17 protein-coding genes and 1 pseudogene are annotated in these 23,444 nt (G+C 73.9%); 6 read left to right on the top strand and 12 right to left on the bottom strand.

Annotated features, from left to right (window positions below):
• Window positions 1-47: 47 nt before the first annotated feature.
• Complete coding sequence (locus BJ961_RS02540) at window positions 48-2,309, bottom strand: heavy metal translocating P-type ATPase (RefSeq protein ID WP_271319685.1); 2,262 nt, start codon at window positions 2,307-2,309, stop codon at window positions 48-50.
• Window positions 2,310-2,414: 105 nt separating this feature from the next.
• Window positions 2,415-2,699, bottom strand: coding sequence for a heavy-metal-associated domain-containing protein (locus BJ961_RS02535; RefSeq protein WP_271319684.1), 285 nt, complete (start codon window positions 2,697-2,699; stop codon window positions 2,415-2,417).
• A gap of 250 nt (window positions 2,700-2,949) precedes the next feature.
• Here BJ961_RS02535 and BJ961_RS02530 point away from each other — a divergent pair, with 250 nt between their 5' ends.
• Together BJ961_RS02530 and BJ961_RS02525 are read left to right on the top strand one after the other, a co-directional pair.
• The gene (locus tag BJ961_RS02530; RefSeq protein ID WP_271319683.1) at window positions 2,950-3,777 is read left to right on the top strand and encodes an alpha/beta fold hydrolase; all 828 of its coding nucleotides are present in this window, start codon (window positions 2,950-2,952) and stop codon (window positions 3,775-3,777) included.
• 82 nt (window positions 3,778-3,859) lie between these two features.
• Window positions 3,860-4,522, top strand: coding sequence for a precorrin-8X methylmutase (locus BJ961_RS02525; protein ID WP_271319682.1), 663 nt, complete (start codon window positions 3,860-3,862; stop codon window positions 4,520-4,522).
• On the opposite strand, the gene BJ961_RS02520 is transcribed toward BJ961_RS02525, so the two are convergent.
• From BJ961_RS02520 to BJ961_RS02505, 4 genes are all read right to left on the bottom strand, one after another.
• Window positions 4,494-5,297 carry a cobalt-precorrin-6A reductase gene (locus BJ961_RS02520; protein ID WP_271319681.1) on the bottom strand — a complete coding sequence of 268 codons (804 nt, stop codon included), beginning with the start codon at window positions 5,295-5,297 and terminating at the stop codon, window positions 4,494-4,496. The genes BJ961_RS02525 and BJ961_RS02520 overlap by 29 nt on opposite strands.
• 106 nt (window positions 5,298-5,403) lie before the next feature.
• Complete coding sequence (locus BJ961_RS02515; RefSeq protein WP_271319680.1) at window positions 5,404-10,581, bottom strand: DNA repair ATPase; 5,178 nt, start codon at window positions 10,579-10,581, stop codon at window positions 5,404-5,406.
• Between the two features lie 98 nt (window positions 10,582-10,679).
• On the bottom strand, window positions 10,680-12,713 hold the full coding sequence (locus BJ961_RS02510) for an SPFH domain-containing protein (protein WP_271319679.1): 2,034 nt from the start codon (window positions 12,711-12,713) through the stop codon (window positions 10,680-10,682).
• 170 nt (window positions 12,714-12,883) lie between these two features.
• Window positions 12,884-13,075, bottom strand: a complete 192-nt coding sequence (locus BJ961_RS02505) for a hypothetical protein (protein WP_271319678.1) — start codon at window positions 13,073-13,075, stop codon at window positions 12,884-12,886.
• A 356-nt stretch (window positions 13,076-13,431) separates the two neighbouring features.
• Here BJ961_RS02505 and BJ961_RS02500 point away from each other — a divergent pair, with 356 nt between their 5' ends.
• From BJ961_RS02500 to BJ961_RS02485, 4 genes are all read left to right on the top strand, one after another.
• Complete coding sequence (locus BJ961_RS02500) at window positions 13,432-14,160, top strand: hypothetical protein (protein ID WP_271319677.1); 729 nt, start codon at window positions 13,432-13,434, stop codon at window positions 14,158-14,160.
• Between the two features lie 6 nt (window positions 14,161-14,166).
• Window positions 14,167-15,768 carry a hypothetical protein gene (locus tag BJ961_RS02495; protein ID WP_271319676.1) on the top strand — a complete coding sequence of 534 codons (1,602 nt, stop codon included), beginning with the start codon at window positions 14,167-14,169 and terminating at the stop codon, window positions 15,766-15,768.
• Window positions 15,765-16,505 (top strand): nucleotide-binding protein, encoded by a 741-nt coding sequence (locus BJ961_RS02490; RefSeq protein ID WP_271319675.1) that lies wholly within the window; start codon window positions 15,765-15,767, stop codon window positions 16,503-16,505. The genes BJ961_RS02495 and BJ961_RS02490 overlap by 4 nt, the downstream gene beginning before the upstream one ends.
• A gap of 214 nt (window positions 16,506-16,719) precedes the next feature.
• Window positions 16,720-18,087 (top strand): macro domain-containing protein, encoded by a 1,368-nt coding sequence (locus tag BJ961_RS02485; protein ID WP_271319674.1) that lies wholly within the window; start codon window positions 16,720-16,722, stop codon window positions 18,085-18,087.
• 10 nt (window positions 18,088-18,097) lie between these two features.
• Here BJ961_RS02485 and BJ961_RS02480 read toward each other — a convergent pair.
• The 6 genes and pseudogenes from BJ961_RS02480 to BJ961_RS02455 all read right to left on the bottom strand — a co-directional run.
• A pseudogene (locus tag BJ961_RS02480) lies at window positions 18,098-18,649 on the bottom strand (GntR family transcriptional regulator); the annotation flags it as partial.
• A gap of 158 nt (window positions 18,650-18,807) precedes the next feature.
• Window positions 18,808-20,253 (bottom strand): sensor histidine kinase, encoded by a 1,446-nt coding sequence (locus BJ961_RS02475; RefSeq protein ID WP_271319673.1) that lies wholly within the window; start codon window positions 20,251-20,253, stop codon window positions 18,808-18,810.
• Window positions 20,254-20,988 (bottom strand): response regulator transcription factor, encoded by a 735-nt coding sequence (locus BJ961_RS02470; protein WP_271319672.1) that lies wholly within the window; start codon window positions 20,986-20,988, stop codon window positions 20,254-20,256.
• 73 nt (window positions 20,989-21,061) lie between these two features.
• Window positions 21,062-21,589, bottom strand: a complete 528-nt coding sequence (locus tag BJ961_RS02465) for a hypothetical protein (protein WP_271319671.1) — start codon at window positions 21,587-21,589, stop codon at window positions 21,062-21,064.
• 88 nt (window positions 21,590-21,677) lie between these two features.
• Entirely contained in the window at window positions 21,678-22,334 is a 657-nt protein-coding gene (locus BJ961_RS02460) for a CE1759 family FMN reductase (RefSeq protein WP_271319670.1), read from the bottom strand.
• Entirely contained in the window at window positions 22,331-23,443 is a 1,113-nt protein-coding gene (locus tag BJ961_RS02455) for an LLM class flavin-dependent oxidoreductase (protein ID WP_271319669.1), read from the bottom strand. Before BJ961_RS02455 ends, BJ961_RS02460 begins: the two co-directional genes overlap by 4 nt.
• Between the last annotated feature and the right edge of the window lies 1 nt (window position 23,444).

Below are 23,444 nucleotides of genomic sequence, written 5' to 3'. Positions count from 1 at the left end.
CGAGGGCGTCCGCCCCGCATCGGGGGGAACCGGTGCCGTGCCCGGTGTCAGCCGACGGCCTTGAAGCCCCGCAGGCGCAGGCTGTTGGCGACGACGAAGACGGAGGAGAAGGCCATGGCCGCTCCGGCGATCATCGGGTTGAGGAGTCCGGCCGCGGCGAGCGGCAGGGCGGCCACGTTGTAGGCGAAGGCCCAGAAGAGGTTGGACTTGATGGTGCCGAGGGTCCGGCGGGCCAGTCGGATGGCGTCGGCCGCGGCGCGCAGGTCGCCCCGGACGAGGGTGAGGTCGCCGGCCTCGATGGCGGCGTCGGTGCCGGTGCCCATGGCCAGCCCCAGGTCGGCCTGGGCGAGCGCGGCGGCGTCGTTGACACCGTCGCCGACCATCGCCACCGAACGGCCCTCGCCCTGGAGGCGCTTGACGACGTCGACCTTGTCCTCCGGCATGACCTCGGCGATGACGTGCTCGGCGTCGATGCCGACCTCGCGGGCGACGGAGGCGGCCACCGCCTTGTTGTCCCCGGTCAGCAGCACCGGGGTCAGGCCCAGGCCCCGCAGCCGGGTGATCGCCTCGGGGCTGGTCTCCTTCACCGCGTCGGCGACCTCCAGGACCGCCCGGGCCTCGCCGTCCCAGGCGACGGTGATCGCGGTGCGGCCCGCCGCCTCGGCTTCGGCCTTGGCCCGCGCCAGGTCGGCGGGCAGTTCCATGGCCCACTCGGCGAGCAGCTTCTCGCGGCCCACGAGGACGGCGTGGCCGTCGACGACGCCCTGGACGCCGAGTCCGGCGACGTTTGCGAAGTCCTCGGGGGCGGGCAGAGTGCCGCCCAGCCGCCGCAGTGCGCCGTCGGCCACGGCACGGGCGATCGGGTGCTCGGAGGCGTGCTCCAGCGCCCCGGCCAGCCGCAGTACGTCGGTCTCGTCGGTGCCGCGGGCGGTGTGGACGGCGAGCAGCGTCATGCGGCCGGTGGTGACGGTGCCGGTCTTGTCGAGGACGATGGTGTCGACCTTGCGGGTGGACTCCAGGACCTCGGGGCCCTTGATGAGGATGCCGAGCTGGGCGCCGCGCCCGGTGCCGACCATCAGCGCGGTCGGCGTGGCCAGGCCCAGGGCGCAGGGGCAGGCGATGATCAGTACGGCGACGGCGGCGGTGAACGCGGCGGTCGGTCCGGAGCCGTTGCCGAGCCAGTAGCCGAGGGTGGCCAGTGCCAGGACGATGACGACGGGCACGAAGACACCGGAGATGCGGTCGGCGAGGCGCTGGGCGGCGGCCTTGCCGTTCTGCGCGTCCTCGACCAGCTTCGCCATCCGCGCGAGCTGGGTGTCGGCGCCGACCCGTGTCGCCTCGACCACGAGCCGGCCGCCCGCGTTCAGGGTCGCGCCGGTGACGCCGTCGCCCACGCCGACCTCGACGGGGACGGACTCGCCGGTGAGCATCGACGCGTCGACGGCCGAGGTGCCCTCGACGACCGTGCCGTCGGTGGCGATCTTCTCGCCGGGGCGGACCAGGAAGCGGTCCCCGGCCTTCAGCTCGCCGACCGGGACGCTCTCCTCGCGTCCCGCGCGCAGCACGGTCACGTCCTTGGCGCCCAGCTCCAGCAGCGCCTTGAGCGCGGCACCGGCCTTGCGCTTGGAGCGTGCCTCGAAGTAGCGGCCGGCGAGGATGAAGGCGGTCACCCCGGCCGCGGCCTCCAGGTAGATGTTCCCGGAGCCGTCACCGCGGGCGATGGTCAGTTCGAAGGGGTGGGTCATGCCGGGCATGCCCGCGGTGCCGAGGAACAGCGCCCACAGCGACCACAGGAACGCCGCCGACGTACCGACCGAGACCAGGGTGTCCATGGTGGCCGCGCCGTGCCGGGCGTTGGTGTACGCGGCCTTGTGGAAGGGCCAGCCCGCGTACGTCACCACGGGCGCCGCCAGGGTCAGCGACAGCCACTGCCAGTACTCGAACTGCAGCGCCGGCACCATGGCCATCGCGATGACGGGGACCGCCAGCGCCACGGCCGTCACCAGCCGCTGCCTGAGCGGCCGCAGGGTGTCGGCGGGTTCGGCGTCCTCCGTGCCGCCGGCGGGCCGGGCGCGCTCCGGCTCGGGGGCGCGGGCCGTGTACCCGGTCGCCTCGACCGTGGCGATCAGCTCCGGGACGGACACGTGACCGTCATGGCTGACCCTGGCCTTCTCCGTCGCGTAGTTGACGGTGGCGGTGACGCCCTCCATCCGGTTGAGCTTCTTCTCGATCCGGGCGGCGCACGAGGCGCAGGTCATGCCGCCGATGGCGAGTTCCACCTCGGCTGTGTCGGGGACCGTGGTAGCCATCACTACTCCTCGGGCTGGTCGGGGCAAGGGGGACGTTCGGGGATCGGGGAGGGGGCCGGGAGGGGGCCGGGCCCGCGGGCGGGCCCGGCCGGTCGGGTGCGGCCCTCAGGCCGCGCGGCCGGTGAGTTCGTAGCCGGCCTCGTCGACGACCTCGGCCAGCAGCGCGTCGTCGGCCTCGGCCGCCGTGGTGACCGTGACCTGGCCGGCCTCGAGGTCGACGTCGACCGACAGGACCCCGTCCACGGCGCCGATCTCCTTGGTGAGCGTGTCCCTGCAGTGCTCGCAGGTCATCCCGGAGACGTCGTAGACGGTGGTGACGCCCTCGGTGGTCGTGGCGGTGGGGGTGGCGGTGCTGGTCGAGCAGCTGCCGTCGGGGGTGCAGCAGGACATGGTTCCTCCAGAACGGGGCCGGTGGCCGGTACCGATGGTCGGGTACCCCCCTGGGGTACCTTCACTCCCCAGATATACCCCCTCGGGGTATCGATGGCAACCCATGTGCCACCCGCAGCCCGCGCACGGAGCGTGACGCTCCGAGTGGTCCCTCCCGGGCGGCCGGGTGATGCTGCGGAAGGGGACACGGGGGCGGCCGGCCTCGCAGGGGCGTTCCGGCGGCCCGTCGCAGCCATCGAAAGGACTCGGTATGCCTGTCTGCACCACCCGCGACGGCACGGACATCTTCTTCAAGGACTGGGGCAGGGGCCGCCCCGTGGTGTTCATCCACGGCTGGCCACTCAGCGGCGACGCCTGGCAGGACCAGCTCAAGGCGGTGGCCGACGCCGGGTTCCGCGGCATCGCCCACGACCGCCGCGGCCACGGGCGCTCCACACCCTCCTGGGACGGGTACGACTTCGACACCTTCGCCGACGACCTCAACGACCTGCTCACCCACCTCGACCTGCGGGACGTCACCCTGGTCGCGCACTCCATGGGAGGCGGCGAGCTGGCCCGTTACGTCGGCCGGCACGGCACCGGGCGGCTGCGTTCGGCGGTGCTGCTGTCCGCCGTGACGCCGGTCATGGCCCGGTCCGACAGCAACCCCGAGGGCGTTCCGGACGAGGTGTTCGACTCGATCAAGTCCGGCATCCTCGCCGAGCGTTCGCAGTTCTGGAAGGACACCGCGGAGGGCTTCTTCTCCACGAACCGGTCCGGCAACAAGGTCACGCAGGGCAACAAGGACGCCTTCTGGTACATGGCGATGGCGCAGACCATCGAGGGCGGCGTGCGCTGCGTGGACGCCTTCGCCTACACGGACTTCACGGACGATCTCAAGAAGTTCGACATCCCGACGCTGGTGGTGCACGGCGACGACGACCAGATCGTCCCCCTCGACGCCACGGGCCGGAAGGCCGCCGAGATCATCCGGGACGCCGAACTCAAGGTGTACGAGGGCGGCTCGCACGGCATCGCGATGGTGCCGGGCGACAAGGAGCGGTTCCACCGCGACCTGCTGGAGTTCCTGCGCCGGTGACGGCCGCACGGCGGGCGGGGAGCGGTCGGTATGCTCGCCGCCGCGGCCGTCGGGGCCGACCGAGAGCAGCGGGAAGAGCACTGTGACCACGCACGACCACGACCACGCGTACGACCACGCCTACGCCTACGAGAAGGACGGCGCGGCCATCTACCGCCAGTCCTTCGCCACCATCCGCGCCGAGGCCGACCTCTCCGGTCTGCCCGCGGACGTCGGCCGGGTCGCGGTCCGGATGATCCACGCCTGCGGCATGGTCGACCTCGTCCGCGACCTGTCCTGGTCCCCGGGCGTCGTGGCCCGCGCCCGGGAGGCCCTGCTGGCGGGGGCGCCCGTCCTGTGCGACGTACGGATGGTGGCCAGCGGGGTGACGCGCAAGCGGCTGCCGGCGGACAACGAGGTCCTGTGCACCCTGTCCGACCCCGCCGTCCCCGGCCTGGCGGCCGAACTCGGCACCACGCGCAGCGCCGCCGCGGTGGAGTTGTGGCGGGACCGGCTGGAGGGGGCCGTCGTCGCCGTCGGCAACGCGCCCACCGCGCTGTTCCGGCTCCTGGAGATGATCGGGCAGGGGGCGCCCCGTCCGGCCGCCGTCATCGGCGTGCCCGTCGGCTTCGTCGGCGCCGCCGAGTCCAAGGACGCCCTCGCCGCGCATCCCTCGGGCGTGGAGCACCTGGTCGTACGGGGCCGTCGCGGGGGCAGCGCCATGGCCGCCGCCGCGATCAACGCGATCGCCTCCGAGGAGGAGTGAGCGGGGCCGCTCGGCGCGGGGCGGCGTGACCCGCGTACACCTCCCCAACGCGCCGTGCCGCCTCGTCGGGCGTGGCCACCACCGGTACGCCCCCGGGCACCGGCGGTCTGCGCACCACGACCACGGGCAGCCCCGCCTCCCGGGCGGCCGTCAGCTTCGGTGCGGTGGCCGCTCCCCCGCTGTCCTTGGTGACCAGGACGTCGATCCGGTGCCGGCGCAGCAGTTCCCGCTCCCCGGCGAGGGTGAAGGGGCCGCGGTCGAGCAGTACCTCCGTGCGGGGCGGGCAGGGCACCTCGGGCGCCTCGACCGACCGGACGAGGAACCAGGGGTCGGCCAGGTCCGCGAAGGCGGCGAGGCCGGTGCGGCCGGTGGTCAGGAAGATCCGCCGGCCCAGGGCGGGCAGCAGCGCGGCGGCCTCCGCCAGGGAACCGGCCTCGTGCCAGACGTCCCCCTCGACCGGCGCCCAGCCGGGCCGGCGCAGCGCGAGAAGCGGGACCCGGGCGTCGGCGGCGGCCCGTGCGGCGTGGAAGCCGACCGTGCCGGCGAAGGGGTGCGTGGCGTCGACCAGCAGGCCGACGGTGTGCTCGCGGAGCCAGCGGGCGAGTCCTTCGGCTCCGCCGAAGCCGCCGACGCGCACCCCGCCGGGCGGCGTCCGGGGGGTGGCGACGCGTCCCGCCAGGGAGGTCGTCACGCGCAGTCCCGACAGCGGTTCGGCCGCCAGCAGTTCGGCGAGACGGCGGGCCTCGGTGGTGCCGCCGAGGATCAGCACGTGCACGGCCGCTCCGCTCCCTTCGTCCGGCACTGCTCCCCACGTGCGGTGCCGTTCCCTCTCGTACCGCACCGCTCCCGCTCGCGGGAGCCCGTCCGGGCAGCGTACGGCGTCAGTGCTCCGTTCCACCGGCCGCGTGCCGGGCGTGGGGGCCGGCGAGCAGGTGCCGGGGGTCGGTGGCGCGGGTGATGGCCGACTCCACGGCGGCGACCCGGTCAGCGAGGAGGCCCAGGGCGGCGACGGCGCGGGTGAGCGGGTCGTCGTCGGGGCCGCCGAGGGTGCGGGTGCGGACGTGGGCGGTGCGCACCTCGGCCCAGCGGTCGGCCTCCTCGGGGGTGAGCGTGCCGCGCAGTTCGGCGAGCTTGAGGAGGTTGGCCTCGGCTCCGTGGGTGAGGGTCTGGGCCTCGGCGGTGTAGTGGTCGTCGAGGACGGCGGCGCGTTCGGCGTCGTTCATGACGGGCCGGATGCGCTGGGCGATCTTGTTCATGTTGCGGTAGGAGCCCTGGAGCCGGAAGGCGGGTTCCGTGCGGGTGTCGTCCGTCCGGGCCGCGGAGGCGATGTAGGCGGCGTTGACGGCCAGGACCGTCTCGCGGGCCGCCACGAGGTGGCGCAGGACGGCCAGGACGCGCTCCAGCTCGGCCGGCGGGTAGGCGTGGGCGAGGCGGTCGGCCCGCGCGGTGGGGTCCCCGGCGGCGAGGCGGACGAGCAGTTCCAGGTCGGCCCGCTCGCGCCCGGCGAGCGGGGCCAGGACCGGGTTCGCGGTGAGCGCGTTCTCCAGGAAGCTCAGCGCGAAGGCCTCCTCCTTGCCGGTCAGGACGTCGCCCAGGTTCCAGACGTCGGCCCGGTTGGCGAGCATGTCGGGGACCTGGAAGCGGGCGCCGGACTCCGTGTAGGGGTTGCCGGCCATGCAGACGGCGAAGCGCTTGCCGCGCAGGTCGTAGGTGCGGGGGCGGCCGTCCCACACGCCGTCGACGCGGCGGGTGGCGTCGCACAGCGGGATGAACTTCTGGAGGAGTTCGGGGGACGTGTGCTGGATGTCGTCCAGGTAGAGGAGGGTGTTGTTCGCGGCCGCCAGCGCGAAGTTGATCTTCTCGATCTCCTGGCGTGCGGTGGCGTTCGGGGCGTCGGCCGGGTCGAGCGAGGTGACCGCGTGGCCGAGCGCGGGGCCGCTGATCTTCACCAGCATCAGGCCGAGGCGGTCGGCGACGTACTCGACGAGGGTCGTCTTGCCGTAGCCGGGCGGGGACAGGAGCAGCAGGAGGCCGCCGGTGTCGGTGCGCTTGGTGCCGCCCGTGGTCCCGAGCTGCTTGGCGAGGCTGTCGCCGACCAGCGGCAGGTAGACCTCGTCCACGAGCCGGTTGCGGACGAAGGCGGACATGACGCGCGGACGGTGGTCGTCCAGGCGCAGGCGTGCGCGTTCGGCGCCGACCAGGGCCGTACGGCGCCGCTGGTAGGCGCGGAAGGCGGGGACGTCCTGGGCCGCGAAGCGGGCGGTGCGGGCGAGGAACTCGTCGAGGCGCAGTGCCAGCCGGCCCCCCTGGATCCGCGGGTGGGTGCCCAGGAGGCCCTCGGCGGTGGCCGTCGGCGGGGCGTCGCCGTCGTAGCGGGGCAGGTCCGGGCAGAGTTCGGCGGCGACCGCCTCGGCCAGGTCCCCCGGGGTGAGGTCGGTGCCGGTGGCGGCGGCGTACGACGTGATCCACGCCTGGACGAGCTGACGGCGGGCGGCCAGGTCGTCGAGCGCGGCCAGGTCCTCGTCGTAGGCCGGGGTGCCCACCGTGCGGCGGAACTTCTCGAGGAGCGTGCGCGTGCCCTCTCCGAGGACGAAGCCGTCGGGGCCGGTGGTCAGTTCGTCGAAGAGGTAGGAGGCGGCGGCGCGGGCGGTGTCCGCACCGGAGGCGTACGGCTCCGCCGGGGAGCCGGTCGTCCCGGTCACCGGGCCGGCCGCCCCCGTCGCCATCGCCTCCACCTCCGCCTCCGCCGCGGAACCGGTCGAGCCGGGCCTCCCGACGGCGGCCCGCCGCGCGCCTGCCGCGGCTTCCGCCACCCACGCCGCCGAACCGGGCGTCCCTGCCACCGCGTTCGCGGCCCCGGCCGCTGGGGCGGACCCCGGCCGCAGGGCGACGGCCTCCGCCAGCTCCTCCTCCAGGTCGCCGATCGCACCGGAGAGGCCGAAGGTGTCCCGGGCGCGGGCCAGGGAGCGGGCGCGTCGGGTCCACGTCTCGCGGGCCCGCGGTGTGGTGCCGTGGGTCCAGAAGAGCTGGGCGGCGGCGCGGGCGGCCGGCTCGTGGACGAGTGTCCCGGCCTTCTCGTACAGGGGCAGCAGCGCGGTCAGGACGACCGTCGCGTCGTGGTCGTGCACGCCCCGCTCGTAGCCCTCGTCGTACGCCTCCCGGGCGGCCTCGCGGACGAGGGCGGGCAGGTCGTCGGCGGTGGCGAGGGCGTGCGCGCCGTGCCGGTGCAGCAGGCGGGCGGCGAGGTGTTCGGCGCGGTAGACGCCGGGGGACTCGGAGGGCAGGGTGCGGTCCCAGTAGGCGCTGGTGGCCGCGAAGCCGGGGTCGGTGACCGGGGCGCGGTAGTCCGTGCCGGTGAGGGCGAAGGCGAGTCCGTCGCCGTCGGGGACGAGGGTGAGGTCCAGGGGCTGGGTGTTGACGGCGAAGCGGTGGGCGCCCAGGCGCAGGGTGCGGCCGTCGTCGGCGTACAGGTCGGTGCGGTCGCGCAGGGCGCGGGCGGCCTCCTGGCGGGCCGACTTGAGGCGCCCGTCCAGTTCCTCCGCGCGGACGCTGTCGCCGAGGGCGCGCAGTTCGTCGGCGGTGCGGCGGACCTTGGCCGGCATGGGGTCGGAGGCGAAGTAGGTGCTGACCGCGTCGGCGTCGGCGAGCGTGGCGCACCGCCGGGTGATCGTCTCCAGGACGCGGGCGGCGGAGGCGGCGAGCTGTTCGGCGCGGCGGGCGCGGGTGTCGGAGAGGGACTGCTTGCGGGCGGCGAGCGCGTCGTAGATCTCGGTGCGCTTGTCGGCGAGTTCGGTCAGGAAGCCGTCGAACTCCGCGAAGCGGGACTCCAGGTCCTCCAGGCGGGCCAGCAGCCGCGCCAGTTGGTCGTCGCAGCGCTCGGGGGTGTCGGCGGCGGCGAGCGCGGCGGTGACGGCCTGGCCGAGCAGGGCCGTCTCGGCGGTGAACTCGGCGCGGCCCTCGTGGTCGAGGAGGGTGCGGCGGCGGGCGTCGAGAGTGGCGCGGGCCCGGTTGACGCCGCCGAGGACGGCGGCGACGCGCTCCAGCAGGGCGGTGCGGACGGTGGCGTCGCCCATGTCGAGTTCGGCGACGACGTCGGTGACCGTGCGCAGCCCGTCGGCGAGTTCGTCGAGCCGGGCGGCGACGGGTCCGGCCTCGGCGACGGTGGCGACGGCCTGCGCGTCGGCGACGAGCGTCTCGACGTCCGCGCGCTGGGCGTCGAAGGCGTCCTCGCGGGCGAGGAAGGCCACGGCCCGCTGCCCCAGCTCGGCCAGGGACGCCTCGGCCTCCGCGGCGAGGGCGTCGATGCCGGGGACGTCGGCGTACCGCAGCTCCTTGACGTTCAGCAGGTGCCCGTGGGCGTGCCGCAGTTCGGTCAGGCCCCGCACCCAGGCGGCGGCCTCCTTGGGGGCCTCGCCGCGCAGCCGCCGGACCACCGCCGTGATCCGCTCGGCGGCCTCGTCGCGGGCCTCGGCCGCCCGCCGGGTCAGGTCCCGTACCGTCTCGAACTCGGCCAGGACCTGCTCGGCCGTCTCCCGTACCGCCCCCAGGGCGCCGGCCAGGTCGCCCAGATCCTCCTCGCCCAGCCAGTGGTGGCCGTCGGCGGCGCGCACGCAGTCCGCGGCCAGCGCCCGGTAGCCCTCGGCGGTGGTGATGCCCTCGCCGACGGCGCCCGCGACGGTCAGGCAGGCGGAGATGCCGCGCACGAGGTCGGCGTTGCCCACCCGGGCCAGCGGCCCGCTCCCGGTGGGCGCGGCGGCGGCGTGGGTGTCGGAGACGTAGGGCGAGTGCCACAGCTGCACCGGGTGCACCTGGGCCGGTTCGTCGCCGTCCGCGCGCAGCACCGCGAAGGTGCCGTCGCCGGACAGGGCCCAGCCCCGGCAGGGCAGCGGGTTGGCGACCTCCTTGCGGATGGTGTTGTACGACAGCAGCAGGCCCCGGCTCTCGCCGCGCGCGTGGAAGGCGTACAGCACGTCCTCGCCGTTGGGCGAGCGCACCTCCCGTTCGAACTCCAGCCCCGACGCGTCGAGTTCGTACGCCTTGTGGACGCCGGTGGCCAGGCAGTAGCCGCCGGGGAAGACGATGCCCTGGTCGTCGGGCAGGCGGCGGCAGGCCAGGCCGATGCCGTCCAGGCGGACCACCGACCTGGTGCGGGTGTTGAAGACCAGGTGGCGGTCGGTGTCCTCCTTGTAGGGCCGTACCCGCAGCAGGATCAGGGCCCCGACCCGGGCGTGCGCGATGTCGGCGTCCGCCAGGGACTGCAGGGGTTCGTCGACGGGCTCGCTGTGGATGCCCTCGGCCGTCTCGGTGTCGTCGTCCAGCTTGACGGTGAGGGAGCCGCCCACGGCGCTGACGTGGAACTCGCCGCGCACGGAGACGTGCGGGTGGCGGCCCAGGACGTGGTCCTCGCGGGTGGCGGCGGTCCACTCGAAGTCGTGGGACGGGGGGAAGACGTCGTCGCGTTCGCCCCGCGCGTCGAGGAAGGCGGCCCGCCCGTCCTCGGTGAGCGTCCAGCGCAGGACGCGGATGTCGTCGGCCTTCTCGCCGGTGCGGAAGACGGCCAGCAGCCTGCCGTCGACGGGGCGCAGCCGCAGCAGCCGGGCCGCACGGTAGTAGCGGTGCAGGTCGGCGAACTCGCGGACGAAGGCGGGGTCGTCCAGCAGCCCGGGCACGGCCGACTCGGGCAGCGGGTTCAGGTCCCGGTCGTAGAGCGTGAAGACGTCCGCCACGGCCGCCGTCCGGGTGCCGTCGCCCGGCCGGCCGGTGGAGCCGAGGAGCAGGGCGTCGCCGACGGCGGCGATGTCGCAGGGCACGACCGGGTGCGGGGTGCGCAGCCGCTCGGTGGAGGCCAGTTCGAGCCGGGCCGACCCGAACTCCTCGACCCGGCGGGTGTTGAGGAGTCCGGCCCGGCGGGTCAGCTCGGCGGTCTGTGCGGCGAGACGGTCGCGCAGCACCTCGTACGCGCCGGCGTCGGCGCCGTCGTACGTGCCGTCCGCGGCCGCGGGGGCCGTGCCGGCGGTGTCGTGCGTACCCGTCGCAGCCGTCTCCGGAGCGGTGGCCATGAGCGGTCGGTCCTTCCAGGATGCGGGGTGCCGGAGCCGTCGACCCCCGTACGACGGTCCCGGCACCCGGTCTGTGGTGGCCGGTCTGTGGTGGCCGGTCAGACCCTGGCCGTGCCGTTGAGGGCGGTGAGCGGGGTGTCGGCCAGGCCCAGTTCGCCCGCGCGGTCCAGGAGGCGCTGCACCTGTCCGGCGTCCGTGCCGCCCGACTTCATCAGCTTCATCAGCAGCGCGGACACCGTCAGGTTCTGCACGTCGGCCGTGGAGAACGAGCCGAGCACCCGGGTCAGGTCGTCGGTGAAGCTCGACGAGCCGTCCAGCCAGGGTCCGGCGAGGGCCTGGGCCGTCTCGGAGTGCTGGACGAACCCGTCGACGCCCTTGCCGAGCGCGATGGACGACATGAGGCGGTCGAAGAAGACCGTGTCGCCGCCCACGATGTCGATGTCGGCGTTCTCCAGGCCGGTGGCGAGCACCGTCGCCTGGGCCTCGGCGACCTGCCGCTGCACGTCCAGGCCGGCCAGCCGGATGTCCTTCTCCGCCTCCAGGCGCAGCCGGTACTCCTCGTGGCCGCGCGAGGCGTCGTCCAGGGCGGCCATCGCCGCGGCCTTCTCGGTGAGTCCCGCGGCCTCCGCCTTCAGCCTGCCGCCGATGGCCTCCGCCTCGGCGACGGCCTTGGCCCGCGCCCCCTCGGCCTCGGCGCGCATCCGGGCCTCGGTCGCCCCGGCCTCGGCGCGGCCGGCCTTCTCGATGACCTCGGCCTCCTTGTCGCGGACCTGGACCGCGGCCAGCCCCTCCGCGGCGGCCTCGGCCTGGAGCCCCTCGGCCATCCGCAGCTTGGCCCGCGCCTCCAGGTCGGCGCTCTTCAACCGGGCCTCGGCCATGGTGAGTTCCTCGGCGGCGCGGTGGGTGGCCGCCGTCTCCGCGGCCTCGGCGGCCTTGATGTCCTTGACGAGCCGCTCCTGCGCCTGCGCCTCCGCGGCGATGATCACGGTCTGCCGGTCCCGCTCGGCCTCCTCCACGGCACGCAGCTTCTTGATGGACTCCTCCTGCTCGGCGACCGTGCGGTCCACGGCGACCCGCTCGCGGATGACCTCGGCGATGTCCCGCTTCTCCGCCTCGACCTCCTTCTCGGCGGCGATCCGCGTCAGCTCGGTCTCCCGCTCGCGGCCGATGGCCTCCAGCATGCGGTCCTTCTCGATGCGCTCGTTCTCCACGGCGATGACCCGCTCGCGGTTCTTCGCGGCGACCGCGACCTCACGGGCCTGGTTCTCCCGCTGCACACCGAGCTGCTCCTCCGTGCGCAGGAACGCCCCCTGCGCCCGCAGCCGCTCCTCCTCCACCACGCGTGCCGTCTCGGCCTCCTCGCGGGCCCGGGTGGTGTCGATCTCGCGCTTCTGCTTGATCTCGGCGTCCGCCTGCCGGCGCTCCAGCTCCAGTACGGCCTCGCGCGCGTCGACGTTCTGCCGGGTGATCTCCTTCTCCTCGGTGCGCCGCGCCTCGTTGGTGCGCACGTGCTCCACGGCCGTCAGCTCGGTGATCTTCCGGATGCCCTGGGCGTCGAGGACGTTCGCGGGGTCCAGCTGGGTCAGCGGCGTCTGCTCCAGGTAGTCGATCGCCGCGTCCTCGAGGTGGTACCCGCTGAGGTCGACGCCGATGACCTCGATGATCCGGTACCGCAGCTCCTCGCGCTTGGTGTAGAGGTCGGTGAAGTCCATCTGCTTGCCGACGGTCTTCAGCGCCTCGGAGAACTTCGCGTGGAACAGCTCCTGGAGGGTGTTCCGGTCGCTGGCGCGGACCGTGCCGACCGCCTGGGCGACCTTGACGACGTCCTCGACGGTCTTGTTGACCTTGACGAAGAACGAGATGCGGATGTCCGCGCGGATGTTGTCCCGGCAGATCAGCCCTTCCTTGCCGGCCCGCGTGATCTCGATGGTCTTCACCGAGATGTCCATCACCTCGGCCTTGTGCAGCACCGGCAGCACCACCTGACCGGTGAAGGTCACGTCCACCTTGCGCATCTTCGAGACGATCAGCGCCTTGCCCTGCTCCACCTTGCGGAAGAGGCGGGAGACGCCGAACAGCACGAGGGCGACGAGGAGCAAGCAGACGACGGCGAGGACACCGATGACTTCCATGGCATACGTCCTTAGACATGAGACGGCTGAGGCGGTGGCCGGTGGCTTCACGGGCCGGGCGCGACAGGCGTTGGCTGGTGGCGCGTTCGGGCGGGCGGGACCCGGGTCGGTCCTTCGGGCGGACTTCGGCCGAGCCGGGCGAGGGCCCGGGCCGGGGCGGGGTGCGGGTGTCAGACGGCGCGGACGCGGGCGGCGAGACCGGCGCGGACGGCGCGGCCTTCGCGTGCCCCGGCGTCGGCGCCGGTGGCGGTGGCGCATGCGGCGCATCCAGCGCGAGCGGCGCGTGCGATGCGTGCGGTGCGGCCGGGTTCGTCGGGGCGGAGCCGGTGGAGCGGGCGGACGAAGCAACTGTTCGCCGTCATCGTCCGCCCCCTTCCGCAGTGCTCCCCGTGGCCCCCATGATGCGTGACGGTGCCATCTATGCGCATTGCCGGTTCCCGGAAGCGTTCACCAGGTCTTCGATGCCGGTGATCCGCCAAGAGGGCACCGCCCGGGCCGGGTTCGGTCCGTGGCCACCCGGCGTTCCGTACGCTCCCGCACGGCGTGAGCCCCCTCGCCCCTCCATACCGGAAGCCGATCGGAAGCGCATCGGAACTCCAGAAATCTGGTTCCGGAAGCGCTGCCACTGGTCGGATCGGTCGACGCACATGGCACATCGGCCCACTCGGGGCGCGTGCCGTATCCGCTGAGCCGGATACCGGCGGCAATGAGGTGACAGATGAGCAGTACACGCGTTCCGCCCGGCGCCCGGGGTTCCTACCCCGCACCGGGGCTCGCACTCACGCCCGGCCACGTACGCAACCAGGCCCTGACCGTGATCGCGATCCCGTTCGTCCTCATAGTCGTGCTGGCCGTCGTCCTCGCGACGGCCGGCCCCGACGACGGTTCGCCCTCCACCGACGGGCTCTACGGCAGTGGGGCGCTTCCGGACTGGGGGGCCGGCGCGACGGACGACGCCACCTCGGACGACGGGTACGCCGACGACGGCACCGACCCGGACTCCGGCGGTCTCACCGGCGAGGACGCCTACCCCTGGGACACCGGGACGACCGACGAGGCGACCGACGGCACGTACGACGACACCTACGACGGCACCACGGACGACACGGCCACGGACGACACGGCCACCGAAGACGCCGAGGACCCCGCCACCGGCGCGGACGGGCCGGAGGCCACCGTCACGGCGTACTTCGAGGCCATCAACGACCAGGACTACGCGACCGCCTGGGAACTGGGCGGCAAGAACCTCGACCCGGACTACGACCACTTCGTCGCCGGGTTCGCGACGACCCAGCGGGACGAGATCACCGTGACCGGCACGTCCGGCGACGACGTGTCGATCACGATCGTGGCCTGGCAGACCGACGGCACCCAGACGACGTACGAGGGCACCTACACGGTCGGCGACGGCGTCATCACCTCGGCCGACATGCGGGAAGGGAACTGAGCCGCCATGACCACCCACGCCGCCCCGCCGCCCCCGGACGCGACGAGCAACGCCACCCGCCTGCTGTGCGCCGGCACCTACCTCGACCCCGTCTACCGCAAGGCGGTCATCCGGGAGCTGCTGACCCACCGCTACCGGGTGGTGGCCCCCTCCTACGGCTACGACGCCGCCCCCGTCCTCGCGCACGCCCTCGCCGCCCACAACCTGCGCCGCAACCAGCTGATCGCCCTGTGGACGGGCGCCGTCGTCGTCGCGCTGCTGCTCGCCGCGGGAGTGCTGGGCGGCTGGACGGCCGCCCTGTTCTTCTTCTGGCTCGCCTGGGCCACGATGTTCCTGCGCCGGCTCGCCATCCTCCAGACCCTCGCCGAGCACCTCGCGCCGCCCGCCGACGACCGCCGGGGCTTCGACGGCTCCCACCCGGTCACCTCGCGCCTCACCCCGGAACTGGTCGGCAAGATCAACCGGGAGCAGGCGTCGGACACGGTGTACTACGGCGGCTACAAGCCGTTCGTCGGCTCCGGCACCTCGATCCGCCGCTGGGCCAACGCGGAACTGCTGCTCGGCGCCCCCAAGTCCCGGGGCGGCGCGCTCGGCCAGGGTCTGCTCAACGGGCACGTCCCCGCCCAGCACGGGCCGGCCGACGGCACGAACGGCGCGGACGGGTCCCACGGCGCGGGCGAGAGCGGGCGGACGGAACGCAAGCCGATCGTCCCCTTCACCGTCGAGGACATCACCGCCCGCGTCAGCGAGCAGATGCTCGCGGAACTGCGGGACAAGCCCGCCCCGAGCGACCGCGTCCAACTGCTCTCCGTCGACCGGCGACGCTTCTCCAAGGCGGTGCGGACGGCCGAGGGCAGCGACCCCGTCGCCGTGCTCCTCGACGCACCCGGCCCCGACCTGACGGACGAGCACTGGCGCGAGGACTACGACGCCAGCCGCGAGTACCTGTGCGTCCGGATCGGAGCCTGGCGGCAGGAGCTGGTCACCTCGGTGTTCATCGGGTTCGACATCAAGGGCAGCACCCTGCACACCGAGTTCTACACCTACGTGCTCGGTCCCGTGCCGGAGGGCTTCCACCTCGCCGACCGGCTGCCCGCCACCCTCGACACCAAGCTGATGTGGCGCATCGCCTGGGACGTCACCCGCAGCGCCCCCGGCGAACTCCTGCGGCTGATCGCCAACCCGCTGCGCGAGCGGCTGCCCAGCCGCTTCGGCACCGACACCGTCCGCAAACTGGTCGGCCGGCCCGCCGACAACAGCGAGTTCAAGCTCGGCCGCTACGCGCTGACCTCCGTGGACTGCGGCGCCCTCACCAGCGTCCGCGAACTGGCGCCCGACAACGACTTCCACCACTTCTTCCAGGAGTCGGACGCGATCAAGTACGTCCAGATCATCGAGCGCCACCTGCTGCAGATCGTCGGCGACTTCCTGCGCGACCACGACGTGGACACCCGGGAGCACGAGGCGAACCAGACCAACATCCTCCAGCAGAACTTCGGCGCCAACAGCACCAACAACTTCGGCGGCAACCAGAGCGTCGGCAACACCAACACCACCCAGACCTTCGGCAACAACTCCGGCGTCACCAGGGAGGCACGGCAGGCATGAGCGGGCAGCAGTTCCACGGCAACAGCTTCGGCCGGGGCAGCACCAACAACTTCGGCGGCAACCAGAGCTCCGGCAACACCGACACCACCCAGACCTTCGGCGACAACTCCCCCGTCCACGCCCCCGCGCCCGCCCCCTCCTCCCCGCACGGACAGCCGTACGGCGACGGGTGGCGCCGGGACCCGGCCACGGTCACCGACCGGGCCCGGAGCGTCTTCGTCGTCCACGGCCGCGACGACCAGGTACGGCGCGAGATGTACGAGCTGCTGCGCCGCCTCGACCTGCGCCCCAAGGAGTGGGAGGACCTGGTCGCGGCGACCGGCCAAGCCTCGCCCTTCCTCGGCGACGTGGTCGCCGCCGCCCCCGCCCAGGCCCAGGCGGCGCTCGTCCTGCTCACCCCGGACGACATCGTCACCCTCCACCCGGACCTGCGCGGCCACCACGAACCCGAGTACGAGACCCGGCCCGTGTGCCAGCCGCGTCCCAACGTCCTGATCGAGCTGGGCATGGTGCTGATGGCCTACCCGGAGCGCACGCTGATCGTCGAGGTCGGCGGCGTACGGCCGATCGCCGACATCGCGGGCCGCAACATCATCCGCTTCGACGGCTCCCAGACGGCGCTCGGCAAAGTCGTGGAGCGACTGAAGCTGGCGGGCTGCACGGTCAACGACACCGGCTCCGACTGGCGCCACACCTACCCCTTCCAGCACCTGTCCGCCTACCACCGCCGGCCGTAGCCGTCCGGCGGATCCGGCGCCGATCGGGGGACCGGCGCAACCGGCCTCCGGGGTACGTCCCGTCACCGCGGGACGCGCCCCGGGGGCCGGCGCCGTCCCGGCCCCCGCGAACCGACCGAAACCCCAACTGACCCAAACGGACAATTGATACGCTGCCGAAACCTCCTCCGCGACCACCGGGCGGGAGAGGGCGAAGCGAGTGGAGACCACTTGTATGGCGCGTATCCGTGTGAGCGTCCTCGGCCCGGCCGGACTCGAAGTCGACGGCATGCCCGCCCGGTTGACCCCCCTGACGACACGCCTGCTGGTCCGCCTGGTGGCGGCGGACGGCGAGCCCGTACCGGTGCGCCGGCTCCACCGCGACGTGTGGGCGGTCGACGGCGAGCAGCCGCACGCCGCCGGGCGTCACCGCAACGAGGTGCAAAAGCGCGTCCTCGAACTGCGCCGCGCCCTCGACACCGCGCACCGCGGCGACGGCGCCCGCGTCCTGCGCACCGAGCAACTGCTGGCCGGCCCGGCACCCGAGACGGCGTACCGGCTGGTGCTCGCCCCCGACGAGCTGGACTGCGCGGAGTTCACCGACCTGGTCAACTCCGCGCTGCTCGCGGCCCCCGCGTCGGCCGCCGACCGGCTGGCCGCGGCGCTCGCCCTCGTCCGCGGCCGCCCCCTGGCCGAAGCGGGCGACGCGGAGTTCGCCCGGCCACTGGTCCGCAGGCTCACCGCACTGCACGAGACGGCCCGCCGCCAGCTGATCCGCAGCCGCATGGACCTGGGCCGCCACGACCTCGCCCTGCCGGTCGCCGAACTGATGGCCCGGGAGCGGCCGGACGACCAGGACGTCGCCGAACTGCTCGGCTCCCTGCGGACCCGGTTGCGCGAGCGGCACGGGCGCGAGCTGCTGCGCCAGCCGTTCCCCGGGGCCGGGGACCTCGTGGTGGTGCGCGGCGACCTGTTCGACCAGCAGGACGCCAATCTGGTCGTCGGCTTCACCGACACCTTCGACACCGCCACCGAGCAGGACCTGGTGATCAGCCGGGACAGCGTCCAGGGGCAGCTCGTGGAGCGGCTGTTCGGCGGCGAACGCAAGCTGCTGGACGACCGGATCCAGGCCGGGCTGAAGTCCTTCACGCCGCTGCGCACCGAACGGGTCCAGGACAAGCCGCGCGGCCGGCGCGTCCGCTACCCCCTGGGCACGACGGTCCCGCTGACGGTGGACGGGCGCAGGGTCTTCGCCGTGGCCTACTCCCGGCTCGGCAACGACCTCGTCGCCCGCTCCGCACCGGCCGACCTGCGGGCCGGCCTGGACGCCCTGTGGCCGGCCGTCGCCCGGTACGGCATGTACCGGCCGGTCGCGATCCCGCTGATCGGCTCCGGGCTGGCCCGGGTCGTGGAGCTGGACCGCACCCAGCTGCTGCTCATGATCGTGGAGAGCTTCGCCGCCCACTGCCGCCGCGAACCGGCGACCGCCCCGGAGCTGCGCGTCGTCATCCGCCCGGCCGACCTGGAGCGGACCGACCTGTCGGCGCTCGGCGCCTACCTGCGCACCGCACGGCCCTGTTCTCCCGAAGCCACGGCGAAGTGACGGGCGGCTCCTAGGAGTCCTGGTCCGCGTCGTCGGTCAGTGCGGCCGCGGTCGAGGTGAGGTGCTGGGCGAGGACCGCGGCCGCGGTGTCGGCGTCGCGGGCCAGGACCGCCTCCTCCAGCCTGCGGTGCTCCCTGGCGCCGTCCCGGCCGGGGTCACGGTGCGCCGACCAGCGGCGGGCCAGCTCACTCGCGGTCCACAACCGGTCGAAGGTCTCCAGCAGTGCCTGGTTGCCGCACCCCTCCAGCAGGGTGCGGTGGAAGGCCCGGTGCGCTTCGGCCCATGCGGCGGTGTAGTACTCGCCCTCCTCCGGCAGGTAGGCCGGAGTGCGCACCAGACGGTGGTGGGCGGCCCGCACGCGGGCCTCCCACTCGACGTCGCCCCGCTCGACGGACATGCGCAGCACGGCCGGTTCGACGGTCCGACGGGCTTCCGCGATCTCCTGCCAGCGGCGGTCCGAGAAGGACGGTACGGCGAAACCGCGGTTGGGCAGCCGGTCGGCGAGCCCCTCGCCGACCACCCGCACGAGCGCCTCACGCACCACGGCCAGGCTCACCCCTGCTCCCTGGCACCACTCGTCGCGCCGATCACCGACGCCTTCACCGCGGCCGGGACGTTCGAGGCCCTCTGAGAACCGCTTCCGGCCCCGCGGTACGAAGACGCGGACGCCCCTCGCGTACGGCCCTCGTCACGTACAGCCCTCCTCGCGTACGGCCCTCGTCACGTACGGCCCTCGTCGCCGTACCCCGTGTCGTCGCCCGCGGCCCCCGTGCCCACCGTGAAGCCGATCACCGACCCGCCCCCGTCCCGGCGGCGGGCGAACGGCGCTCCCCCGTGGGCCAGCGCCACCTCCCGCACGATGGACAGGCCGAGGCCCGAACCGGGCTGGGAGCGGGCGCCGGCCGCACGGTAGAAGCGGTCGAAGACCCGGGTCAGGTCGGTCTCGGAGATGCCGGGACCGCGGTCGAGGACCTCGACGCGGACCGGGCCCGGCAGGGCGGGACCGGCGACGGCGACCTCGATGGGCCGGGTGCCGCCGGGATCGAACTTCGCGGCGTTCTCGACCAGGTTGGAGATCGCCCGGGTCAGCAGGGCGGGCCGTCCCTCGGTCGTCGTCTCGCCGCAGGCCCGTACGGCGATCTCCCGCCCGGTGCGGCGCCGGGCCAGGGCCGCCACGTCGTGGGCGATCTGCGCCAGGTCGACCGGCTGCGGGTCCTCCCCGGCCCACTGGCCCGCCGCCAGCTCGACCAGTTCGTTGACCAGGTCGGTCAGCTCACGGGCCTCCTGCCCCAGGTCGGCGACGAGTTCCTCGCGGGCGCCGGGCGGGAGTTCGTCGATCCGGCGCAGCAGCGAGATGTTGGTGCGCAGCGAGGTCAGCGGTGTCCGCAGTTCGTGCCCCGCGTCCTGCACCAGGCGCCGCTGGTCCTCCTCCGACTGGGCGAGGCGGCCCAGCATCAGGTCGAAGGCGCGGCCGAGCCGGCCCACCTCGTCGGGCCCGGTGACCGGCACCTGGACGCCGAGCCTGCGGGTGCGGGCGACGTTCTCGGCGGCGGCGGTGAGCACCACCAGGCGCCGGGTGATGCGCCGGGCCAGCCACCAGCCGAACAGACCCGCGGCGACCACCACCGCCGCCATCAGCAGCACCGTCCGCCGCTGCAGGGCCCGCAGCAGGTCCTCGGTGTCGCTGAACTCCTGCGCGACCTGGACCGCGCCCCGGCCGTCGCCGAGGGAGACGGTCGCGACCCGGAACACGTCGTCGCCGACACCGACGTCGTCGTGCTGGACCACCCGCCCGGCAGCGGCGGCGCCCGCCGCCCGCCGGTCCTCGCCGGTGACGGGCAGCCGCGGGTCGGCCGGGTCGGAGACCTTCCCGTCCGGCCCGAGGACCTGGACGTCGGTGCGGGCCGGGCGCACGATGTCGTGGCCGGGCGCCGAGGAGGAGAAGTCGGCGGGGGACAGCCGCTGCCGGCGCACCTCGGCCCGCAGGTCCCGTACGGCCTGGTCGAAGACGGACGTCTGGTCTACCCGGACCAGCCGGGCCGCCGCGTTGTAGGAGAGCCCGCCGACGAGGACCGTGACGACGGCGGTGATCGTCGCGAACGACACCGCGAACGTCGTGCGCAGCGACAGCAGCCGGGGACGGTGCCCGGGCGGGGAGGCGCCCACTCAGTCCGCCCGCAGCACGTAACCCACGCCGCGCACGGTCTGGATCAGCTGCGGGGCGCCCGGCTGGTCGAGCTTGCGGCGCAGGTAGCCGACGTACACGGCCAGGTTCTTGGAGCCCGGCCCGAAGTCGTAGCCCCAGATGCGGTCGTAGATCGTGGAGTGGTCGAGCACGATGCCCGCGTTGCGGACCAGCAGTTCGAGCAGCTCGAACTCGGTGCGGGTCAGTTCCAGTGCGCGCCCGTCCCGCCAGACCCGGCGGGCCCCGGGGTCCATGCGCAGTCCGGCCGCCTCCAGGAAGCGGCCCTCCGGCTCCTCCGGTCCGGCGGCCCGCTCGGGGGCGTCGGCCGGGTCGGCGGAGGGCTCCCCCCGGTCGGTGCGGCGCAGCAGGGCGCGCAGCCGGGCGAAGACCTCCTCGACGTCGAAGGGCTTCACGACGTAGTCGTCGGCGCCCGCGTCCAGCCCGGCGATGCGGTCGGCGGTCTCCACCAGCGCTGTCAGCATCAGGATCGGGGTGGAGTCGCCCTCGGCGCGCAGCACCCGGCAGACCTGGAGGCCGTCGATGCCCGGCATCATCACGTCGAGCACGAGGACGTCCGGCCGGCCGCGGTGGGCCTGGGCCAGCGCCTCGACGCCGTCCGCGACCGCGGTGACCCGGTACCCCTCCAGGGTGAGGGCGCGCTCCAGGGCGTGGCGGATGGCGCGGTCGTCTTCGGCGAGCAGAACAGTCCGGGGCACGCGCCCAGTCTGCCAAGGCGGACGGCGCGGCGACCGGACGGACGGGCTTCTTACCCAGATCTCACCGTGCGGGTCACCCTGATCCCACCCGTCGGGCGGCACCGTCCGGCCAGACGACGTCGACGGGCGTGCCCGCCGCCCGCGCCCGCAGGACCATGTCGGCGGTGCCGCCGGTCCGACCGCCGGGCGGTTCGCCGTTCCACACGGCCACCAGTCGGTCGGCGCGTTCGAGGAGCACGGCGTTGGCGGCCTCGTACGCGCGTCGGCCGGCCTTCTCGTGGGGCAGTACGACGACCTCGTCGGCGGCCCGGACGAGCCGGTCGAAGAGGGGGGCGTCGTCCGGCCGGACCTCGCTCTCGCGGTAGTCCCGCGAGGGCACGACGACGGTCAGCCGCCCGCCGGCGGCCAGGACCGCCTCGGCGAACAGGGAGTCGGCGCCCTTGGCGATGCAGGAGATCCCGACGAGGTCCCGCCCGGGGTTCTTGCCGCGGTCCCCGCCCGGGTCCAGGTACCGCTGGAGGAGTTCGTCCAGGGCGGCGCGGACCGCGGGGACGCTGTCCTCGGTCAGATCCATGTGCCCGGTCACCGCGAGGGCCGTCACGGTCTCCCCCCTCGGTCGGTGGCCTTGCGACAGCCCCGGATCCTATCCCGGCCGCCCCGGGCGGGCCCGTGCCCGCCCGGGTCCGCCGCTAGGGCGCCGGGCTCGGGCCGGGGACGCTCAGGGCGGCGAGCCGCTCCTCGAAGGGCGTGACCTGCTCGAAGGAGTCCCGCTTGGGCAGCGGACGGTCCGACCGCTGCGACCGCCCCGACAGTCCCGCCATCAGCGCCGCCAGCTCGGTCGCGGCCCGCCCGATCCGGGCGTCCAGCCCTTCGGCTCCCCAGTCCTCCGAGGCGGCGTACACCCCGGTGGGGACGACGACCGCCTTCAGGTAGGCGAAGAGCGGCCGCAGCGCGTGCTCCAGCACCAGGGAGTGCCGGGCGGTGCCGCCGGTCGCGGCGATCAGCACCGGCTTCCCGGCGAGGGCGTCCGCGTCGGTGACACCCAGCGCGTCGAAGAACGACTTGAACAGCCCGCTGTACGACGCCGAGAACACCGGCGTGACGACGATCAGGCCGTCGGCCGCCGCCACCGCCTCGAACGCGTCGGCGAGCGCCCGTGCGGGGAACCCGTTGGTGAAGGTGTGCGCGATCTCCACGGCGAGGTCGCGCAGCTCGATCACCCGGACGTCGGCCGGGGCGGGCTCGGGCGCGGTGGCGGCCGGGGCGGCGACGGCGGCCAGCCGGTCGGCGAGCAGCCGGGTGGACGACGGGACGCTCAGCCCCGCGGAGACGACGACGAGGTTCATGCGCGCGCTCCTTCCTTCTCCTGGTCCTCCTGGCCGGCGGTCTTCGCGGCCAGCAGGGACGCGTGGGTCGGCGCGTCCGGCACGTTCGCCGGACGGTCCTTGGCGAACTCCTCGCGCAGCACCGGCACGACCTCCTCGCCGAGCAGGTCGAGCTGCTCCAGGACGGTCTTCAGGGGCAGCCCGGCGTGGTCCATCAGGAACAGCTGGCGCTGGTAGTGGCCGGCGTAGTCGCGGAAGGCGAGCGTCTTCTCGATCACCTGCTGCGGCGAGCCGACGGTGAGCGGTGTCTGCGCGGTGAAGTCCTCCAGCGACGGCCCGTGTCCGTACACCGGCGCCTCGTCGAAGTACGGCCGGAACTCGCGGACCGCGTCCTGGCTGTTCTTCCGCATGAACACCTGGCCGCCGAGGCCGACGATCGCCTGCTCGGGCGTGCCGTGCCCGTAGTGGGCGTAGCGGGCCCGGTACAGCTCGATCATGCGCTTGGTGTGGTCGGCGGGCCAGAAGATGTTGTTGTGGAAGAAGCCGTCGCCGTAGTACGCGGCCTGCTCGGCGATCTCCGGGGAGCGGATGGAGCCGTGCCAGACGAAGGGCGCGACGCCGTCCAGCGGACGCGGGGTGGACGTGAAGCCCTGGAGCGGGGTGCGGAACTTGCCCTCCCAGTTGACCACGTCCTCGCGCCACAGGCGGTGCAGCAGGTTGTAGTTCTCGACGGCGAGGTTGATGCCCTCGCGGATGTCCTTGCCGAACCAGGGGTAGACCGGGCCGGTGTTGCCGCGCCCCATCATCAGGTCCGTCCGGCCGTCGGCCAGGTGCTGGAGCATCGCGAAGTCCTCGGCGATCTTCACCGGGTCGTTCGTGGTGATCAGGGTGGTGGAGGTGGACAGCACCAGCCGCTCGGTGCGGGCCGCGATGTAGCCGAGCATGGTCGTCGGCGACGAGGGCACGAAGGGCGGGTTGTGGTGCTCGCCGGTCGCGAAGACGTCGAGCCCGACCTCCTCCGCCTTGAGCGCGATGGCGACCATGGCCTTGATGCGCTCACGCTCGGTCGGCGTGCGCCCCGTGGTCGGGTCGGGCGTGACGTCGCCGACGCTGAAGATGCCGAACTGCATG

Source organism: Streptomyces lienomycini (assembly GCF_027947595.1).
In the GTDB taxonomy this organism is placed as follows: domain Bacteria; phylum Actinomycetota; class Actinomycetes; order Streptomycetales; family Streptomycetaceae; genus Streptomyces; species Streptomyces lienomycini.
The sequence above is the reverse complement of the archived record's forward strand: the minus strand, read 5'-3'. Positions and strand labels throughout refer to the sequence as shown.